Here is an 18,833-nt window from a genome sequence, read left to right as displayed (position 1 = left end):
TTTTATTGAAAATTGTTTAATAGCTTGTTAATTTACCGCTCATTGAAGCGGTGACAATCTCCTAGTGAATGGCACTCTCACACTGTATTTGCCCACTCTGCGGCCATATAACCTCTAAAAAACGCTACATAAAATAACAATAATTCATTTTCAAAGCTGATGTTCAGCACCACACCCGATCCAAGAGAGACTCTCGATGGAAAAAATTTCATCTCGCAATGTTATTGAGCCGGAAAAAAATGGAACCGGTTTCACCCGACGGGAATTGCTGTTTGGCGTGGCCTCCGCGATGGTGGCAACCTCACTTCTAGGCTACCCATTTTTGACTAAAGCCGAACAGGCTACCGCCGCTGCCAACCCACTGGCTTTCGCTCGCTTCTTCACATTGTCTCAGACACTGACAGAACATAAAGGTATCGATCAAGGTCTGTCGGCGCGGATCTTTACCGCACTGCACAACAGTGACGCTCAGTTTGCCGATCAAATAATCCAACTCACCACATTGATGCAGCCAGAACAAAGCGCCCAGCAACTGTTGGCTGCGGCTAGCGGCCATAATCTACAAAAAGTGGTCAGCAACATCATGGCAGCCTGGTACACCGGCACCGTAGGACACGGCCAGCAGGCGGTGTTAATCGCCTACAAAGATGCACTGATGTATCGCCCTGTCAGTGATGGCCTGATCGTACCAACCTACTGTGGCAACGGCCCGCTGTGGTGGACCGCCGCCCCACCTGATATCAATTTGCCTAAGCCTGACAATGTGAGCCATTCATAATGAAAAAACCTATTTTTAGCGCCAATGGTGACGCCTCTGCCGACGTTATCATCGTGGGTTCAGGTATTGTCGGCGGCATGATGGCCGACCAATTAGTCAGCCAAGGCTACTCGGTATTAGTATTGGAAGCCGGTCTGCGCATCAGCCGCGGTCAGGCCGTAGAAAACTGGCGGAATATGCCGTTTGATAACCGTGCGGGGTCGGATTATCAAGGGCTTTATCCGCAGTCAAAATATGCCACTGCGCCGCTGTATTTTCCGGAAAATCATTACGTCGAACTCAGTGGCCCAAGCGCCGGTAGCTTTAAACAAGGCTATTTACGCACCGTTGGCGGCACCACCTGGCATTGGGCCGCATCTTGCTGGCGTCACGTTCCCAACGATTTCCAGATGAAAACGCTCTACGGCGTGGGCCGCGATTGGCCGATTTCTTATGACGAACTGGAACCCTACTATTGCCGTGCAGAAGACGAAATTGGTGTAGCTGGACCGAACGATCCGGCTAAGCAATCTCCGTCTGAACGCAGTCAACCCTATCCGATGGATAGTGTACCTTGGGCTTACGGCGATACTCGCTTTGCCGAAGTGGTTAACCCTCATGGCTATCATTCGGTGCCCATTCCGCAGGGACGCAGTACCCGCCCGTGGGAAGGCCGCCCAACCTGCTGCGGTAACAATAATTGCCAACCGATCTGCCCAATCGGTGCCATGTATAACGGCATCCATCACATCGAACGCGCAGAAATGAAAGGCGCGGCGGTACTGGCGGAAGCCGTGGTCTACAAAATTGATACCGATGAGAATAATCAGGTTACCGCCGTACACTGGCTGGATAACCAAAAAAAATCTCATAAAGCCACCGGTAAAACCTTCGCATTAGCCTGTAACGGGATTGAAACACCGCGACTACTGCTGATCGCGGCGAATGAGAAAAACCCGAACGGTATCGCCAATTCTTCCGATCAGGTCGGTCGCAACATGATGGACCACTCCGGTTTCCACTGTACGTTTTTGGCCAAAGAACCGCTGTGGCTAGGCCGCGGCCCGGCGCAAAGCAGCTGTTTGGTTGGCCCACGGGACGGCGAGTTCCGTAAAGATTATTCGGCTAACAAAATGATTCTCAACAATATCAATCGGGTCTTGCCTGCGACTCAGCAAGCGCTGGAGATGGGGCTAGTCGGCAAGGAACTGGATGACGAAATCCGTCGCCGAGCGGCTTATGGCGCTGATTTGTCTATCAGCCTAGAACCGCTGCCCGATCCGGAAAACCGGCTGACACTGAGCAAAACCCGCACAGATGCCCACGGTTTGCCATGCCCGGATATTTATTATGATGTCGGTGACTATGTACGTCAGGGTGCCGAGGCCGCGCACAAACAGCTAGAGCATATCGGTCTACTGTTTGAAGCCGATGAATTCAAAATCACCACCAGTCTGAATGCCAACAACCATATTATGGGGGGAACAATTATGGGCAGCGATCCGAAGGATTCGGTAGTGGATGGAAACTGTCGAACCTTCGATCACGCCAACCTGTGGTTACCAGGCGGTGGCGCCATTCCTTCCGCCAGCGTGGTAAATAGCACCCTGACAATGGCGGCGCTGGGTTTGAAAGCAGCCGACGATATGGCGCGTTCAATGGCGGGCAAATGATGAAAAAACGAATGAGCGCTTCCTTGCTTTCTCTGTCTTTCATCAGCGCGGTGGCTCTGGCAGCGGACAATGTTCCTCTCAGCCAGCAGGCGTGGATTCACAAAGGCGAGCAAGTTGCCATTGCTTCTGACTGTCAGGCTTGCCACACCAAGCCCGAAGGCGGAACGCCTTACGCTGGCGGCTACGGTATCAGCTCGCCGATGGGCGTGATTTACTCCACCAATATCACGCCTTCCAAAGCTGACGGTATTGGCCACTACACCGAAGAACAGTTCGCCCGGGCAGTACGCGACGGCATTCGCTCTGACGGTAGCCATTTGTATCCCGCCATGCCTTATACCTCCTACACACGCTTGAGTGACGAGGATATTAAGGCGCTGTACGCCTACTTTATGCACGGCGTTACAGCGGTAGATGAGGAAAACATCCCGACGGAATTGCCTTTTCCATTCAATATGCGCTTTGCCATGATCGGCTGGAACATGATGTTCCTCGACAAAGGCCGCTTTGAACCTGACGCTAGCCAAAGTGAACAATGGAATCGCGGCGCTTATCTGGTGAACGGTCCCGGCCACTGTGATACCTGCCATACGCCTCGTAATCTACTGATGGGCGAAAACCACGGCAAAGCTTTCGCCGGTGGTATGGTTGGGCCTTGGTATGCGCCGAATATTACTTCAGACCCAGTGAGTGGTATTGGCGGCTGGAGCAATGAGCAGCTCGTGGAATATTTGGCTACCGGCCGCACCAAGGGTAAAAATCAGGCGGCGGGTGGCATGGCGGAAGCGGTACAAAACAGCCTGCAATATTTACCCAATGAAGACCTGTTGGCGATTGCGGTTTACCTGAAAAGCACCAAGCCGGTACGCGACCCGCTGGATATGCAGGCGGCAGACCAGTTCGGTCAGCCGGTTAATGTGGAGAACGGATTACGTGGCCTGCATCCGGCGACCGCCAACCATACTCAGGACACCGGTGCGGCGTTATTTAGCGGTAACTGCGCCAGCTGCCATCAACCGGACGGTAGCGGCAGCAAAAATCAGGCTTATCCATCCCTGTTCAATAACACCGCCACTGGTTCCAGCAATCCGGCTAACCTGATTTCTGCCATGTTATTCGGTGTCGATCGGAAAGTGGGTAATGAACATGTGTTGATGCCGAACTTTGGCCCGGAATCCTACGTCAATTATCTGAATGACAAAGAGATTGCGCTGATAGCCAATTATGTTTTACAGAATTACGGCAATCCGCAGGTGAACGTCAGCGAGGCTGATGTCGCTGAGTTACGCGCCGGTGGGCCGGTTCCGCTACTGGCGAAACTACAGCCTTATATGGCTCCGGCTATGGTTGTGGGCGTATTGGTGTTAATCGCGCTGATTTTTGTATTAGGCCGAAAACGTAAAACCGTATCAGAACAGAAATAAAGCGGGGGACATGATGACAGGCAAATGCATTATTGTTATGGGCGTCGCAGGAACCGGTAAATCCTGCGTCGGTCAGGCGCTGGCCTCGCGGCTGAATGCCAAATTTATCGATGGTGATGATTTACACCCGCGCGCCAATATCCAGAAAATGGCCTCGGGCCAACCGCTCAACGATCAGGATCGCGCGCCTTGGCTGGAACGTTTGAGTGATGTGGCTTACAGCCTGCAACAGAAAAATGAAACCGGTTTTCTAGTCTGTTCCTCTTTGAAAAAGCAGTATCGTGACCGACTACGCGCTGGCAATCAGGATATTCAATTTCTATGGTTAACCGGCGATTATTCGCTGGTACTGGCCAGAATGCGGCAACGTGCCGGACATTTTATGCCAGAAAGCCTATTACAGAGCCAGTTTGCCACACTGGAAGCCCCAGACGCAGTGGAGCGGGACATCATCAAAATTGATATCACCCCGCCGTTGGCTGGCGTAGTGCAAAACTGCATCACAGCATTAGAGCAGGCCGACACCGCCCACTGCCACGCCTGAATTTATCACTACTAAAAAAGAAGGCTTATTATGATATTGGATGAATTAAAAAGTGCAGCCAATAATCCGCTTTATCCGGAGGTTATTCGCCGCACGCTGACCCGCCTCTGCCAGATGGATTTATCGGCCCTACCCGCCGGGGAACTGGATCTGGAAGGCCGCGAAATCTACCTCAATCACATTATCGGCCAAACTAAGCCCCTGTCTCAGCAACGGTCTGAATTGCACCGTTATTACATTGATTTGCATATTCTGCTGGAAGGAAGCGAAGTGATTGGGGCTGCGCCGGATACGCAAGGGCAACGCCCTACTATGGATTTTGATAGCGAGAAAGATTACGGCCTGTTCGAAGGTATCACGCAAGAAACGCTGCTGACGCTGACACCCGGCGATGTAGTGATGCTATTCCCAGGAGAACTTCACCGCCCAATGGGAACCTTAAGCGAGCCGGCACCACTGCGTAAGCTGGTGATCAAAGTCGCCAATCATTTACTCTAAACTCCAGCAAAAAGGGCGGATAGCCGCCCTTTTGTTTTACTTGTCTCGATGACCGGTTTTTCAGTTTTCTGGCTCTATATCCATTGCCGCTGGCTGCTTAGCTTCATTCTTTAGCTTCTCTCTTTTCTCCGCCAACCATAGCCCGCTGTTCTTCATGGCATAGCCAAATATCAATCCGACTAATAATGAGGCTGAAACTAGCTTCCAATCGCCGCCACCGGCAAAAGTCGCGCAGGCGCCGATAAAGGTTCCGGGTACAAAAGACAGCCATTGCTGGCAGGCCTGAATACACATTAAAAATGCGACGACGCCGGTCAACAGATAGCCGAGTATCGTCCACTCTGGCTGTAATGCGCTGCCATGAATAATCATCATCGCCCAAAAAACGCCGCTAGCGCAGGTCAGCAAACTGATAATCAATCCTTTTATTCCACCCTGTGGGCAGGCGAAATAAGCGGTACAACCCAAAAAACCCGCCCAACTGAGCAAACCAAAGGTGACAGCAATCCAGCCCCAAATGCCAGAAAGCACACCGGTGGTGATAGCAATCATCAAGATAATGTTCATCAGGATTCACTCGCGATAAAGTTCGGTTCAATAAACGGGAGATAGTAATGAACTCATTTTACCCGAACTGGCGAATTTTATAGCGATTTAAATCACAAACATTATAGCAACAATGCAATTGGATAAATTATCTTGTGATATTTGTCACAAAATATCACTCATAAGCGCAGAACGCGGTGCGTTTTATCCCCCATGCCAGCAGCAAACATATCGGCGAGCTTACCCAGAATAAAAGATTAGCTGCTAATAATAATCCGTGGCGGTCTATCACCCATCCTAATGCGACGGGAACCCAATTAGCGGTGTATGCGATCACATAAAATAGCGACAGCAAGGGGGCATGGCTGGCTTTGGGTGAGATTAAATTCACCAACGCGGCACTGCCGACAAAGATGGCGCCAAAAGCGTAGCCGGTCACGATCATACCAATGCCTCCCAGCAGCAATGAATGAAAATACAGCGCAGCGGCGAAGAACACCACCGCAGCCGCCTGAGCCAGACAGCCGCTATACAGGGAGATACGGCTAGGAATATTACGACTGACCAACTGACAGATACCCGCAATCAGTAGATAGACAGCGATCACATAGCCCAATCCGCCTTGCCCCGGTAAAGACAACAGTTGCTTCGCAATCGCCGGGCCGATAGCCAGAATGCTGGCGGCAACGACCCAAGAGACAAACAATGCACCGGCGCATAAGAAAAACCGCATTCCCGTAGCAGTGAGTCCACTGAGTAAACCGCCAGCAGACTTCACTGCACCACTGGCCCCGCGATTCAGCTTTATGTTCTTATGCCGCAAGGCGCGAGTTTCCGGCCAGCCCAATGTGATTCCTGCCGCAGCCAACGCGGCCATAGCAATAATCAGAGTAAAGGGGAGCACCGTAGGGTGAAATTGGGTTTGTAACGCTACGCCACTAAATATCGGCCCCAGGGCCAACCCAGCGGTAAAAGAAAGCGTGGCAATTAACGCTGCTCGCTTACCACCATCCGGCGGACAAAAACGGATCAGCGCCAGGTTCGCCGCACCGGTTAACGCTCCGGTGCCAATTCCAGCCAGCAATCGCGCTACAAACAGACGACCAAAAGTATCTGCAATAGCAAACAGCCAGGCTCCAGCCAGTACCGCGACCAGAGCAGGCACAATCATCATGCGAAGGTCCCGAATCTTTCCCGCCAGATTCCCTACCGCCAATAGCGAAATTAACACGCCAGCGGCATAAGCGGCGTACACCATTGTCAAACTGACCGAACTGAGCCCCAGTTGCTGCTGATAGAGCGGGTACAGCGGCGTTGGCACGCTACTATTCAGTAATGCCGCAGTCAGCGCCAATGCCAGAAAGCACAGCACCGGGAAATACCGGGCAGCAGAGTGGGCAACGGGGGCAACTCCCAGAGACATAAATAGCTCCTAAAACGGGGAAACAACAAGGGAATACCTTGTCACAGACAACAAAAGAAGTTCCGGATTATACGCCTGCAAAATTGCATCAAAATAGACATAAATGCATCACCTCGATGCATTTATGCATTAAACTAACCACAGTAAACGGACTGATACCGAAAGGAAAAGTTGATGAATTGGGATGACGCACGATTCTTTCTCGCCGTGGCGCGTGCCGGTACTCTGCGTCAGGCCGCACGTGAGCTACATGTCGATCAGGCTACTGTCGGGCGTAGAATTTCAGCGTTGGAACATGCCTTAAATTCAAAGCTATTTATTCGCACGCCAAAACATTTCACTCTTAGCTTATTGGGTGAGCAGCTTCTAACTGATGCTGTTGCTATGGAATGTGCGGCACAGGCGATTAATCGTAAAGCGGCCAACGGCGACGACCGGTTACAAGGCACGGTTTCTATTGTCACCACGGATACGCTGGCCGAAGGATTTGTTCTTCCCGCATTGAAATTACTACGTCAGCAGCATCCAAATATCAGTTATAGCGTCGCAACCAGCATTAACATTACCAATATGGCACATCACGACGCCGATCTGGCCATTCGCGGCAATCGACCTGAAAATGAAGAGTTAATCGTTAAGCGGCTGGCGACGATCAATATGGGTTTATATGCCTCCCATGAATATATCGCCCTGCGAGGCGTCCCTCAGCTCGGCGAACACTTTCGCGGTCACGATCTCTTGCTGTTCCCTCAGCAAGACGTTCCTCGCCACTGGCAAAGCTTATGTGGCGAAATGCTGGTTCAACCCAATGTCGTATTGCAAAGCAACTCGCAAATATTATTGCGTTCTGCCACTCAAAAGGGGTTAGGCATTGCGCTGCTTTCCTGCTTTCTGGCAGATAACGATGAGGATTTTGTCCGAATCTGGCCTGAACGGCAGGAGCCAGTGGATATCTGGCTAGTTTTACATCCAGACGTACAACGGGCAGCACGAGTGCGTGCGGTGATCAATAGCCTCGAAGACACATTCCAAGCCCAGTGCCGCATTCGCCGGCCAGACACCGCAAATTAACGGAATACATTGCGCCTTTTCCGCCAGATTAAAACAGACCAGCACTCGCGCTGCATTGTATGGACTATGGATATGCTGACTGATTACACCCTCCTGTTTGGTCGCGGTATTTAACGGAACAGAGGGCATTCTGGCCAAATGAATAATAACATCGTGACCCGCGGCACCACCGGATATGCGGTTAAGGCTTGCCACATCGAAGAAGGATTGCGAGCCGTCGCGCGCAGACTATTCCCCTTGATCCGGGTGGACAGCCCGTGTCTCAGGAAGGAACCGTTGGCAAACTAGTCAAACCATTAGCGATACCATTAGAAACGGGCTACGGCCCCCCTAATGAAAATTATTTTTATGTTGTGGTCAGGCCGCGGGGGGAATTATTCGTTTGCCCGTAGCCACGAATATCGATGGCAATAACGTAGGTTTGGCCGCATCGGTTACCGCGCCCCCTTATGTCCTGAATCTTATATCCGAAAACTCAGTTCGGGGCAACGACACCGCCGCCGTACACACGTTAGCCAATTATCTAAAAGAGAAAAATAAGAAGAATTTAATTTCTATTGTTATTTCTCAGCCTCCGGCCATCGTGAAAAACAAATGAGGTTTTAAATTTATCGACGAATCAACGAGATGTCGATATTCCCCTCAAAAAGCAAAACCCCTTGCCAGAAGATCGACAAGGGGTTCTATTTCAGCATATTAACCCACCGTTTGGCGGATTATTGCCGGGCTCAGAACATCGGCTGAGCCATTTGTACCAGCGTAATCAACGGCTGCGGGTAGATACCGAGGAACAGTACCAGAATCGCAGAAATCAACACTACAACACCACCGGCAGTTAAGGCCCAGTTGCTTGGGGTATCGCGCACCAGTTTCTCAGGCGGGCTGAGGAACAGGCTCACGGTGACGCGCAGGTAGTAGTAAAGGCCAATTGCGCTCCCTAGAACTACAGCTCCGGTCAGCCACCACAGGTTAGCGCTAACGCCCATCGCAATAACGAAGAACTTACCAATGAAGCCCAGCGTCATCGGGATACCGGCCAGAGACAGCATCATCACCGTCATTACCGCAGACAGGATCGGTTTGTGCCAGAACAGGCCGCGATAAGAGAACAGGGATTCCGCATCCGGCCCTTTATACGGGCTGGACATCAGGCTCACTACGCCAAAAGCACCCAGACTGCTGAACAGGTAACCGGCCATGTAAACACCGACGGTTTCCAACGCCAACTGATGAGTCTGCACCGCTACCAACGCAATCAGCAAGTAACCGAGGTGCGCAATGGAAGAGTAACCCAACAGACGTTTGATATTGCTCTGGCTGATCGCCATCAGGTTACCAAACAGAATAGAGGCAACGGCGATGATCGAGAGCACCAGACGAACCACTTCGCTGTCCGCCGCCGGCGCATACATAAACAAACGCATCACTACGGCGAAGATGGCAATCTTACTGGCAGTCGCCAAGAAGGTGGATACCGGGGCAGGTGCGCCCTGATACACATCTGGCGTCCACAGTTGGAAAGGAACCAGCGACAGTTTGAAGCCCAGACCGACAATCATCATCCCCAAGCCGGCCAGAATCAGCGGTTGATGAATAACAGAATCGCTCAGGCTTTTACCCAAACCGGCGAAGGACAGGCTACCGGATTCCGCGTACAACAGCGCCATACCGAACAACAGGAAAGACGATGCGGCCGCAGACAGCAACATATACTTAATACTGGCTTCCAATGAACGCTTCTGGCGATAGGCATAGCCAATCAGACCAAACAGCGGCAGAGAAACCAGTTCGATACCCAAGAACAGCGAAGCCAAATGATTAGCACTGGCTAACAGAATGCCACCCAGAGTAGCAATCAGCACCAATAGGTAGAATTCTTCGCGGTTATCCGGATACCCTGCCAGCCACGGATAGGCAAAGGTCGCCGTGGCCAGACTGGCGATAATCACCAGCCCGGTATAGAACATCGCATAGCCGTCAACCCGCATCAGCGGCGTGACATCCATCGGCTCGACTTGCCCGACGAAATACAGAGACAGCAGCGCCAGGTTAAGCCCGATAACCGTCAGGGTGGCGTTCAGGAAATGATCGCGTCGCCACGCAATGGACAGCATCACAACCACCACCGTCAATCCGACGATCAACAGCGGTAGCATTGCGATCAGTTGTTGAGGAGTTATTGTCATGGCGAATTACGGCCTTGTTGTTATGTTTGGTGAAACTAGTGGTGATGAAGCGTTAAACCACTGCTGTACATTGCTCATCGCTGCATGAGAGGTATCCAGAATCGGCTGCGGGTACAAGCCCAGCAACACCAGTAATACCACCAGCAGCAACACGATCGACAGTTCTCGCAGGCTCATACCCGGCAAGGCTTCTTCCGATTTCGGCGCACCGTAGTAAGCGCGCTGCATCATAATTAATGAATAAATCGACGCAAATACCAGCCCGAAGGTAGAGATGACGGTAATCACCGGCACGACCTGGAAGCTGCCGAACAAAATCATAAATTCGCCGACGAAGTTACCGGTACCCGGCATCCCCAGCGTCGCAACAGCGAAGAATAGGGAAAGCGCTGGCAGGTACTTAATTCGTCCCCAGAGGCCGCCCATCTGACGCATATCGCGGGTATGCAGACGTTCGTATAATTGACCACAGATGATGAACATACCAGCGGCTGACAGGCCGTGGGCAATCATCTGAATTACCGCGCCCTGATAAGCCAACTGGCTGCCGGTGTAGATGGCAATCAGTACGAAGCCCATGTGGGACACACTGGTGTAAGCGATTAAACGTTTGATATCGGTCTGGCAGAACGCCATCCACGCACCGTAGAAGATACCGATAACACCCAACCACATAGCGATTGGCGCAAACTCGTGGGAAGCATTCGGGAACAGCGGCAGGCTAAAGCGCAGCAAACCGTAAGCAGCGGTTTTCAACAGAATCCCGGCCAAATCCACCGAACCCGCGGTTGGAGCCTGACTGTGTGCATCCGGCAACCAGCCGTGCAATGGCACCACCGGCATTTTCACCGCGAAAGCGATGAAGAAACCGAGCATCAACAGATATTCCACACCGTGGGACATCGGCGTTTTCAGTAGATTTTCGTAGTTGAACGTCCAGACACCGGTGGCTTTGTAATGCACAAACACCAGGCCCAGGATGGCAATCAACATGATCAGGCCGCTGGCCTGGGTATAAATGAAGAACTTAGTCGCGGCGGTGATACGCGTTTTACCGTCTGACGCTTTGTGACCCCACAAAGCAATCAGGAAGTACATCGGCACCAACATCATTTCCCAGAAGAAGAAGAACAGGAACATGTCGATGGCGAGGAACACGCCGATGACTCCCCCCAGAATCCATAGTAGGTTCAGGTGGAAGAAGCCTTGATAGCGCTGAATTTCACGCCACGAACAAAGAATCGCCAATACGCCCAACAGGCCGGTCAGCACCACCATCAGCAGTGACAGGCCGTCCAGTGCCAGATGGAACTCGATGCCAAAGCGTGGAATCCACGGCAAGGAGAACTCCGACTGCCACTGCGGAATGCCCGCAGGATTAGTCAGTGAATAGCCGCCCTGCAACCACAGTTGCAGGGAAAGTACCAACGTCAGCCCCATCGCGATTAACGCTATCCAGCGCGGTACCTTGGTACCGAAGCGTTCAAACTGCCAGCACAGCAGACCGCCGATAAAGGGGATAAGAATTAGCCAAGGTAATAGCATGGCGTTTTGTGTCCCTAATTAAAGAGCCTATTCAGGCTTCTAAACGAAAAGCAACAGAGCCAGTATGACAACTGCACCCAGACCCATTGAGGCAACGTACCAACGCACCTGACCATTCTCACTGAACGTCAAGCCGCGATTACCCAAGCGTGCAATCCATGCCGGCGTATTCATCAGTGAGTTCAGCGGGTCGCGCTGTAGCAAGCGCGCAATCCACAGATAAGGTTTCACGAACAGGTTGTGATACAACCAATCGAAGCCCCATGCGTGGAACCACCAGACGGTGAAGAAACGGCCGATCGCGCTTTGCCCGATGCTGTTCACCAACTGACGTTTGCCCAGATACAGTGCTGCAGCCAGCAGAATACCGATCACCACAATCACCCCGGAGAAGATCTCCAGCGGCATTTTGCCTTCCTCACCGAGGTGAAGTTCTGGCAATACGCCCGCCAACGGTGGTGTGATCAATGCGCCGACAAAGGTAGACAGCACCAGCAGCACCAGCAATGGCAGGTTATGAGTAATACCTTTGACCGGATGCGCTTTGGTTTTTGCCTCGCCGTGGAACACGATAAAGATCATGCGGAAGGTATACAGCGCCGTCAGGAATGCCCCCACCAGACCAGCAACCATTAGGTTGATATGGCCGGTAGCCAGTGCGCCCCAGAGGATTTCGTCTTTACTGTAGAAGCCTGCGGTGACGATTGGCAATGCTGCCAGCGCCGCGCCGCCCACCAAGAAGCAGATATAAACCAGAGGAATGGTTTTACGCAGCCCCCCCATCTTGAAGATATTTTGCTCGTGGTGACAAGCCAGAATCACTGAACCGGAGGAGAGGAACAGTAAGGCTTTGAAGAATGCGTGAGTCATCAGGTGGAAAATGGCTGCATCCCACGCCTGAACGCCCAGCGCCAGGAACATGTAACCAATCTGGCTCATAGTAGAATAAGCCAGAACCCGTTTGATGTCGGTTTGCACCAGCGCCGCAAAGCCCGCCAGTACCAACGTAACCGCCCCGATAATCCCCACCAGATGCAGAACTTCCGGTGCCATCAGGAACAGACCGTGAGTACGGGCAATCAGATACACACCGGCAGTAACCATGGTCGCCGCATGGATCAGCGCGGAAACCGGCGTCGGGCCTGCCATCGCATCGGCCAGCCAGGTTTGCAACGGCAACTGCGCCGATTTGCCTACTGCACCGCCCAATAGCATCAAGGTCGCCCAGGTAATGGCCGTGGAGCCCATTTCCAACTGCTGCGGTGCCAGTACCATCAGTTCGCGAATATTCAGCGTACCCAATTCGTTGTAGAGAATGAACAGCGCAAAAGCCAGGAAGACATCACCCACACGAGTCACGATAAAGGCTTTCATCGCCGCCGCGCCGTTTGCCGGATTGGTATAGTAGAAACCGATCAGCAGGTAACTGCACAGCCCCACACCTTCCCAACCGAGATACATCAGCAGCAGGTTATCCGCCAATACCAAGACCACCATACTGGCGATAAACAGGTTGGTGTAAGCGAAGAAGCGGGAGTAGCCTTCTTCCCCACGCATATACCAAGAGGCATACATATGAATGAAGAAGCCCACGCCGGTTACCACCGACAGCATGGTCAGCGACAGACCGTCCAGTGTCAGAGTCAGCGGAATACTGAAGTCGCCAACGGACATCCAGTTCCACAGGGTTTGGTTAAACACCTGAACGCCAGTGGCTTTCTGGCTGAGGAAATCAACCGCAACGTAAGCGGTAACCAGCGCAGCCAGGCCAATGGAGCCAACTCCGACGGTAGCGGAAGTATTTTCCGACCAGCGACCGCGGGAGAATGCCAACAGCAGAAAACCAAGCAGTGGCAGCAGAATTGTTAAATATAATAGGTTCATCCGCGCATCTCACTGACTGTATCAATATCCAGAGTATGACGGCGACGATAAAGCTGAAGCAGCAATGCGAGGCCAATACTGGCCTCCGCCGCTGCCAGCGTAATCGCCAGGATATACATCACCTGTCCGTCAGCCTGACCCCAATAACTGCCCGCGACCACAAAGGCCAGCGCCGCCGCATTGATCATTACTTCCAAACTGATCAACATAAACAGTAGGTTGCGGCGTATCAGCAACCCAGACAGCCCTAGCACAAACAGAATGGCCGCCAGAATAAGGCCATGTTGTAGAGGGATCATGCTTGTTCCTCCGTTTTTCTTTTCGCTGAATCGCCGCTGCTCAGCACATCACCGGGTTTATGTTCCCGGCCAATGTGGAAGGCAACGACCAGACCCGCCAGCAACAGCATTGAAGCCAACTCAACCGCCAATACGTACGGACCAAACAGGCTGATACCTACGGCTTTCGCGTCAACCATTTCGCCGCTAATACCCTGATCGGATACGCTGCTGATGGCATAAATCAGTACCGATAACAGCACCAGCGCCAGCAGACCGGGGCCAATCCAGACGCTCGGTTTCAGCCAAGCACGTTCTTGCGCATCGACGTTGCCCAGGTTCAGCATCATCACCACGAAGACGAACAGCACCATAATGGCACCGGCGTACACGATGATTTCCAACGCACCGGCGAAATACGCGCCCAGTGAGAAGAACACCGCGGAAATCGCCAGTAGAGAGATAATCAGGTACAGCAAGGCGTGTACCGGGTTGGTATGGGTAATGACGCGAATTGTCGCCACTACCGCGACCAATGCTGCTATATAAAATGCAAATTCCATGATCAACGGCTCCTTTAAGGCATCAGACCTTTAACGTCGATCGGTTTGGCTTCATTTTCGGCTTCGCCTTTCTGCTTGCCGTCAATCGCCATACCGGCCATCCGGTAGAAGTTATATTCCGGATATTTACCCGGACCCGAGATCAACAAATCTTCTTTTTCGTAGACCAAATCCTGCCGTTTAAACTCACCCATTTCGAAATCCGGCGTGAGCTGGATAGCGGTCGTTGGGCAAGCTTCTTCACACAGGCCGCAGAAAATGCAGCGTGAGAAGTTGATACGGAAGAATTCTGGATACCAGCGGCCATCTTTCTGCTCAGCTTTTTGCAGAGAGATACAGCCTACCGGGCAAGCCACGGCGCACAGGTTACAGGCTACGCAGCGCTCTTCGCCGTCCGGATCGCGGGTTAGCACGATACGGCCACGGTAGCGCGGCGGCAGGTAAACCGGCTCTTCCGGATACATTTGGGTTTCACGCTTGTGGAAGGCATGAAGGCCAATCATCCACAGGCTGCGCACTTGGGTGCCGAAACCAACCACTAACTCTTTCAACGTCATGGTTCATTCACCCCTTATTGAGCGTTGTACAAAATGACCGCGGCAGTCGCCAGCAGATTCAGCAGAGTCAACGGCAGGCAAACTTTCCAGCCGAATGACATCACTTGGTCATAACGTGGGCGCGGCAAAGATGCACGGATCAGAATGAACATCACCATGAAGAAAGCCGTTTTCAGCGCAAACCAGATAAATGGCGGCAGGAACGGGCCTTGCCAGCCACCGAAGAACAAGGTGACTATCAGTGCAGAGACGGTCACGATACCGATGTATTCACCGACGAAGAACAAACCGAATTTCATACCGGAATATTCAATGTGGTAACCATCGGCCAGCTCTTGTTCCGCTTCCGGTTGGTCAAAGGGATGACGGTGACACACCGCAACGCCCGCAATGGCAAAGGTCACGAAGCCAAAGAACTGCGGGATAACGTTCCAGACGTGCTCCTGAGAGTTAACAATATCCTGCATATTGAATGAGCCAGCCTGCGCTACCACGCCCATCAGCGATAAGCCGAGGAACACTTCGTAGCTCAGGGTTTGTGCTGACGCACGCATCGCCCCTAACAGAGAATATTTATTATTACTGGACCAGCCGGCGAACAGTACCGCGTATACCGCCAGACCGGCCATCATCAGGAAAAACAGAATGCCGATGTTGAGATCAGCAACCGCCCAAGTCGGGCTGACCGGGACAATCGCGAAAGACAGCAGCAACGAGGTAAAGGCAATAACCGGTGCAAGAGTAAAGATTACCCGGTCAGAGAAGCGCGGTACCCAGTCTTCTTTGAAGAACATTTTGATCATGTCGGCCACCAGCTGCAGCGAGCCGCCCCAACCGACACGGTTTGGCCCGTATCGATTCTGGAACAGACCCAGCAGGCGGCGCTCACCGAAGCTCATAAACGCGCCGCAGGTGACAACCACCAACAGAATCACTACCGCTTTCAGGACGGAGATCAGGATCTCGATCAATTCAGGGGTAAACCAGCTCATAGCACCGCCTCCCGCAGGTTCTCAACGCGGGTGCCCACCAATATAGGTGGAATGCCCGGTAAGCCAAGCGGCAAGCCGACCTGACCCTGAGCCAAAGTTTCACTCAATCGCACTGGCAGACGCAGCGTCTGACCGGAACAGTTGAACTCGACCAACGTACCGAGGTTAACCCCCAGTTGCGCTGCGTCGGATGGATTGACCATCACATAAGGCGCTGGCATACGCTGTTGAATCACGTCTGAACGCTGAGACATTTCTTCGCTACCGAACAGATGGTAGTAAGGTGCCACACGCCAGCCGTCGTCATTTGCCGCAAAGGCGGCAGGTATACCGGTGAAGTAAGCTAGGCTGCCCTCCCCAGCTTCGATCAGGCGCACGCCCGGATCGCCAAAGCGCAGTTTCCCCCCCACTTCAGCTTGGAATTTATTCCACGCCTGCGGTGAGTTCCAACCTGGCGCCCAGGCAAACGGAATTTGCTGACGATCGGCCAATGGACTGTTGTTCCCTTCCATTGAGAAGGCAAACGGCGTATCGATGTCTTGCGGTTGACGCGGTTCATGCACGCTGATATTGGCGCGCATCGCAGTACGACCACTGTAACGGTGCGGTGAACGTGCCAGTTTCTGACCTCGGATACGGAAAGTCGCGTCTGGCGCAGCTTCCACAATACCCTGCAACTGTGGCAATGCTTTGACACAGGCCTGAATCACGTGATCCAGCTGAGTCCAGTCTACGTGGCGACTGGTGTAGGTTGAATGCAGAGAATGCAGCCAACGCCAGCTTTCCAGCATCAACACGTTTTCGTCGTAGTAGCTTGGATCGTAAACCTGGAAGAAACGCTGTGCGCGACCTTCCTGATTCACCAGCGTACCATCGCTTTCAGCAAAGCTGGCCGCAGACAGAATCAAACTGGCTTTATCCATAATAGTGGTACGCTGATGATCCAGCACAATCAGGTTTTCCGCTTTGGCTAACGCCGCGTCAACCTGATCCGCCGCCGCATGACGATAAAGATCGTTTTCCATCACGATAGCGGTATCGGCTTCGCCGCTGGCTAACTGAGCCAACGCCTGATCCAGCGAACCGCCGCCGACCATCGCCAGCCCCATGCTGTTAGCTGCTGCCGCAACGAAGGTAATGCCTACGTCAGATCCTCGGCCTTTCAGCGCTTTGGCGATGTTGGCTGCCGCTTCGATGATTGCATCGCTACCCGCGCTGCTACCGGTAATAATCAGCGGTTTTCTCGCGCCGGCCAATGCCTGCACGATGATATCCACTTTACCCTTCAGATCTTTTGACAGGTCTTCCACTGCCGGCGCGGACTCGTCCAGCGCATGGGCAATAGCAAAGCCCAAACGAGCCTGACAGTCCACTGGCGCACGGTAGTTCCAGGCAGCGATATCATCCATCCGGGTGTTATCAACGTTAGTGATAAACAGCGGATGTTTGGCATGTTGGCCAATGTTCATGATCGCGGCGATTTGCCAATCGGCAACTTTTTGCGCAGCGGCCATTTCACGAGCTTTGCCTTTCACCGCCTGACGCACAGACAGCGCAATGCGCGCGCCGGTTTGGGTCAAATCTTCACCCAGAACCAGTACCGCATCGTAGCTTTCAATTTCACGCAGCGCCGGCGTGTGAATACCGCCCTCAGTCAGCACTTTCAACATCAACTGCAGACGTTGTTGCTCGCCCGCGGCGATGCCGGTGTAATAATTTTCTGCTCCCACCAGTTCACGCAGCGCAAAGTTGCTTTCCAGACTGGCTCGTGGGGAACCGATACCGATGGTTTTCTTCGCCTGACGCAGAATATCTGCCGCCCCCTGCATAGCCTGTTCGGCGTTGAGAGCAATCCAATCGTTGCCACGACGTTGCTGCGGCTGACGCGGACGATCTTTCAGGTTGACGTAGCCATAACCAAAGCGGCCACGGTCACACATAAAGTAGTGGTTTACGCTGCCGTTATAGCGGTTTTCGATACGACGCAGTTCGCCATAGCGCTCGCCTGGGCTGGTGTTACAACCGACGCTGCACTGTTGGCAGATGCTTGGGGCAAACTGCATATCCCATTTCCGGTTATAACGCTCGGAGTGAGTTTTATCGGTGAATACGCCGGTCGGGCAAACTTCTACCAGATTACCGGAGAACTCGCTTTCCAACGTGCCGCTTTCGGTACGACCGAAATACACGTTGTCATGCGCGCCATATACACCGAAATCAGTGCCGTCTGCATAGTCTTTGTAGTAACGCACACAGCGGTAACAGGCGATACAGCGGTTCATTTCGTGGGAAATGAACGGACCGAGATCCTGATTCTGGTGAGTCCGTTTACTGAAACGGTACTTACGGAAGCTGTGGCCGGTCATCACCGTCATATCTTGCAGGTGACAGTTACCGCCTTCTTCACAGACCGGACAATCGTGTGGATGGTTAGTCATTAACCATTCAACCACGCTTTCGCGGAACTGCTTTGCTTCGCCGTCATCGATGGAAATAAAGGTGCCATCGGTGGCCGGGGTCATACAGGACATCACCAAACGCCCACGGGTGTCATCGGCGTTTTGGTATTGCTTTACCGCACATTGGCGGCAAGCGCCGACGCTTCCCAGCGCCGGATGCCAGCAAAAATAAGGAATATCGAGTCCCAGGGAGAGACAGGCTTGTAACAGGTTGTCGGCCCCGTTTACATCATATTCTTTGCCGTCTACATGAATCGTAGCCATATCAGCATGCTTCCAAGTGGCTTGCGTCAGAACACATTCAAGGTCTGTTGCGCTCGGTGATACTTCGTCAAAAATCAGCCAGAAATACGCTTTCTTACTGATTTCTTCCTCGTTTGACCGTCGCTCACGACGACCTTGAACCCGTTTTTTTTACAAGCATTAATCAAAA

17 protein-coding genes are annotated in these 18,833 nt (G+C 52.6%); 7 read left to right on the top strand and 10 right to left on the bottom strand.

Features of this window, described 5'->3' with window-relative positions; all coding sequences use genetic code 11:
* Nucleotides 1–196: 196 nt before the first annotated feature.
* The 5 genes from AD970_RS04035 to AD970_RS04015 are packed head-to-tail and all read left to right on the top strand — an operon-like array spanning nt 197 to nt 4,896.
* Nucleotides 197–778, top strand: a complete 582-nt coding sequence (locus AD970_RS04035) for a sorbitol dehydrogenase family protein (RefSeq protein WP_049597046.1) — start codon at nt 197–199, stop codon at nt 776–778.
* Nucleotides 778–2,430, top strand: coding sequence for a GMC family oxidoreductase (locus AD970_RS04030; protein WP_049597045.1), 1,653 nt, complete (start codon nt 778–780; stop codon nt 2,428–2,430). The genes AD970_RS04035 and AD970_RS04030 overlap by 1 nt, the downstream gene beginning before the upstream one ends.
* Entirely contained in the window at nt 2,430–3,854 is a 1,425-nt protein-coding gene (locus AD970_RS04025) for a c-type cytochrome (RefSeq protein WP_049597180.1), read from the top strand. The genes AD970_RS04030 and AD970_RS04025 overlap by 1 nt, the downstream gene beginning before the upstream one ends.
* A gap of 13 nt (nt 3,855–3,867) precedes the next feature.
* Entirely contained in the window at nt 3,868–4,398 is a 531-nt protein-coding gene (locus AD970_RS04020) for a gluconokinase (RefSeq protein ID WP_049597179.1), read from the top strand.
* A gap of 30 nt (nt 4,399–4,428) precedes the next feature.
* A complete protein-coding gene (locus AD970_RS04015; RefSeq protein WP_049597044.1) occupies nt 4,429–4,896 on the top strand; it encodes a YhcH/YjgK/YiaL family protein in 468 nt (155 codons plus the stop codon).
* Nucleotides 4,897–4,956: 60 nt separating this feature from the next.
* On the opposite strand, the gene AD970_RS04010 is transcribed toward AD970_RS04015, so the two are convergent.
* Both AD970_RS04010 and AD970_RS04005 read right to left on the bottom strand, forming a co-directional pair.
* Nucleotides 4,957–5,463, bottom strand: a complete 507-nt coding sequence (locus AD970_RS04010) for a DUF1097 domain-containing protein (protein WP_049597043.1) — start codon at nt 5,461–5,463, stop codon at nt 4,957–4,959.
* A gap of 154 nt (nt 5,464–5,617) precedes the next feature.
* Nucleotides 5,618–6,865 (bottom strand): MFS transporter, encoded by a 1,248-nt coding sequence (locus tag AD970_RS04005; protein ID WP_049597042.1) that lies wholly within the window; start codon nt 6,863–6,865, stop codon nt 5,618–5,620.
* A 171-nt stretch (nt 6,866–7,036) separates the two neighbouring features.
* Here AD970_RS04005 and AD970_RS04000 point away from each other — a divergent pair, with 171 nt between their 5' ends.
* Together AD970_RS04000 and AD970_RS03995 are read left to right on the top strand one after the other, a co-directional pair.
* Nucleotides 7,037–7,936: a LysR family transcriptional regulator gene (locus tag AD970_RS04000; RefSeq protein WP_049597041.1), complete on the top strand. Its 900-nt coding sequence runs from the start codon at nt 7,037–7,039 to the stop codon at nt 7,934–7,936.
* 382 nt (nt 7,937–8,318) lie between these two features.
* Entirely contained in the window at nt 8,319–8,534 is a 216-nt protein-coding gene (locus AD970_RS03995) for a hypothetical protein (protein WP_049597040.1), read from the top strand.
* 130 nt (nt 8,535–8,664) lie between these two features.
* Here AD970_RS03995 and nuoN read toward each other — a convergent pair whose 3' ends face one another.
* The 8 genes from nuoN to nuoG are packed head-to-tail and all read right to left on the bottom strand — an operon-like array spanning nt 8,665 to nt 18,664.
* Nucleotides 8,665–10,122 (bottom strand): NADH-quinone oxidoreductase subunit NuoN, encoded by a 1,458-nt coding sequence (gene nuoN / locus AD970_RS03990; protein ID WP_049597039.1) that lies wholly within the window; start codon nt 10,120–10,122, stop codon nt 8,665–8,667.
* Nucleotides 10,123–10,128: 6 nt separating this feature from the next.
* Nucleotides 10,129–11,667, bottom strand: a complete 1,539-nt coding sequence (gene nuoM / locus AD970_RS03985; protein WP_049597038.1) for an NADH-quinone oxidoreductase subunit M — start codon at nt 11,665–11,667, stop codon at nt 10,129–10,131.
* A gap of 39 nt (nt 11,668–11,706) precedes the next feature.
* The gene (gene nuoL, locus AD970_RS03980) at nt 11,707–13,551 is read right to left on the bottom strand and encodes an NADH-quinone oxidoreductase subunit L (protein ID WP_049597037.1); all 1,845 of its coding nucleotides are present in this window, start codon (nt 13,549–13,551) and stop codon (nt 11,707–11,709) included.
* Nucleotides 13,548–13,850: an NADH-quinone oxidoreductase subunit NuoK gene (gene nuoK / locus AD970_RS03975; RefSeq protein ID WP_038244227.1), complete on the bottom strand. Its 303-nt coding sequence runs from the start codon at nt 13,848–13,850 to the stop codon at nt 13,548–13,550. The genes nuoL and nuoK overlap by 4 nt, the downstream gene beginning before the upstream one ends.
* Nucleotides 13,847–14,392 carry an NADH-quinone oxidoreductase subunit J gene (gene nuoJ, locus AD970_RS03970; RefSeq protein WP_049597036.1) on the bottom strand — a complete coding sequence of 182 codons (546 nt, stop codon included), beginning with the start codon at nt 14,390–14,392 and terminating at the stop codon, nt 13,847–13,849. The genes nuoK and nuoJ overlap by 4 nt, the downstream gene beginning before the upstream one ends.
* 14 nt (nt 14,393–14,406) lie before the next feature.
* Nucleotides 14,407–14,949, bottom strand: coding sequence for an NADH-quinone oxidoreductase subunit NuoI (gene nuoI / locus AD970_RS03965; RefSeq protein ID WP_049597035.1), 543 nt, complete (start codon nt 14,947–14,949; stop codon nt 14,407–14,409).
* Nucleotides 14,950–14,963: 14 nt separating this feature from the next.
* Nucleotides 14,964–15,941, bottom strand: coding sequence for an NADH-quinone oxidoreductase subunit NuoH (gene nuoH / locus AD970_RS03960; RefSeq protein ID WP_049597034.1), 978 nt, complete (start codon nt 15,939–15,941; stop codon nt 14,964–14,966).
* Nucleotides 15,938–18,664 (bottom strand): NADH-quinone oxidoreductase subunit NuoG, encoded by a 2,727-nt coding sequence (gene nuoG, locus AD970_RS03955; RefSeq protein ID WP_049597033.1) that lies wholly within the window; start codon nt 18,662–18,664, stop codon nt 15,938–15,940. The genes nuoH and nuoG overlap by 4 nt, the downstream gene beginning before the upstream one ends.
* Nucleotides 18,665–18,833 lie beyond the last annotated feature (169 nt).

The sequence above is a fragment of the Yersinia nurmii genome (genome assembly GCF_001112925.1).
GTDB lineage: Bacteria > Pseudomonadota > Gammaproteobacteria > Enterobacterales > Enterobacteriaceae > Yersinia > Yersinia nurmii.
Note: the sequence above shows the minus strand (reverse complement) of the source record. Positions and strands in the feature narration are given on the sequence as shown.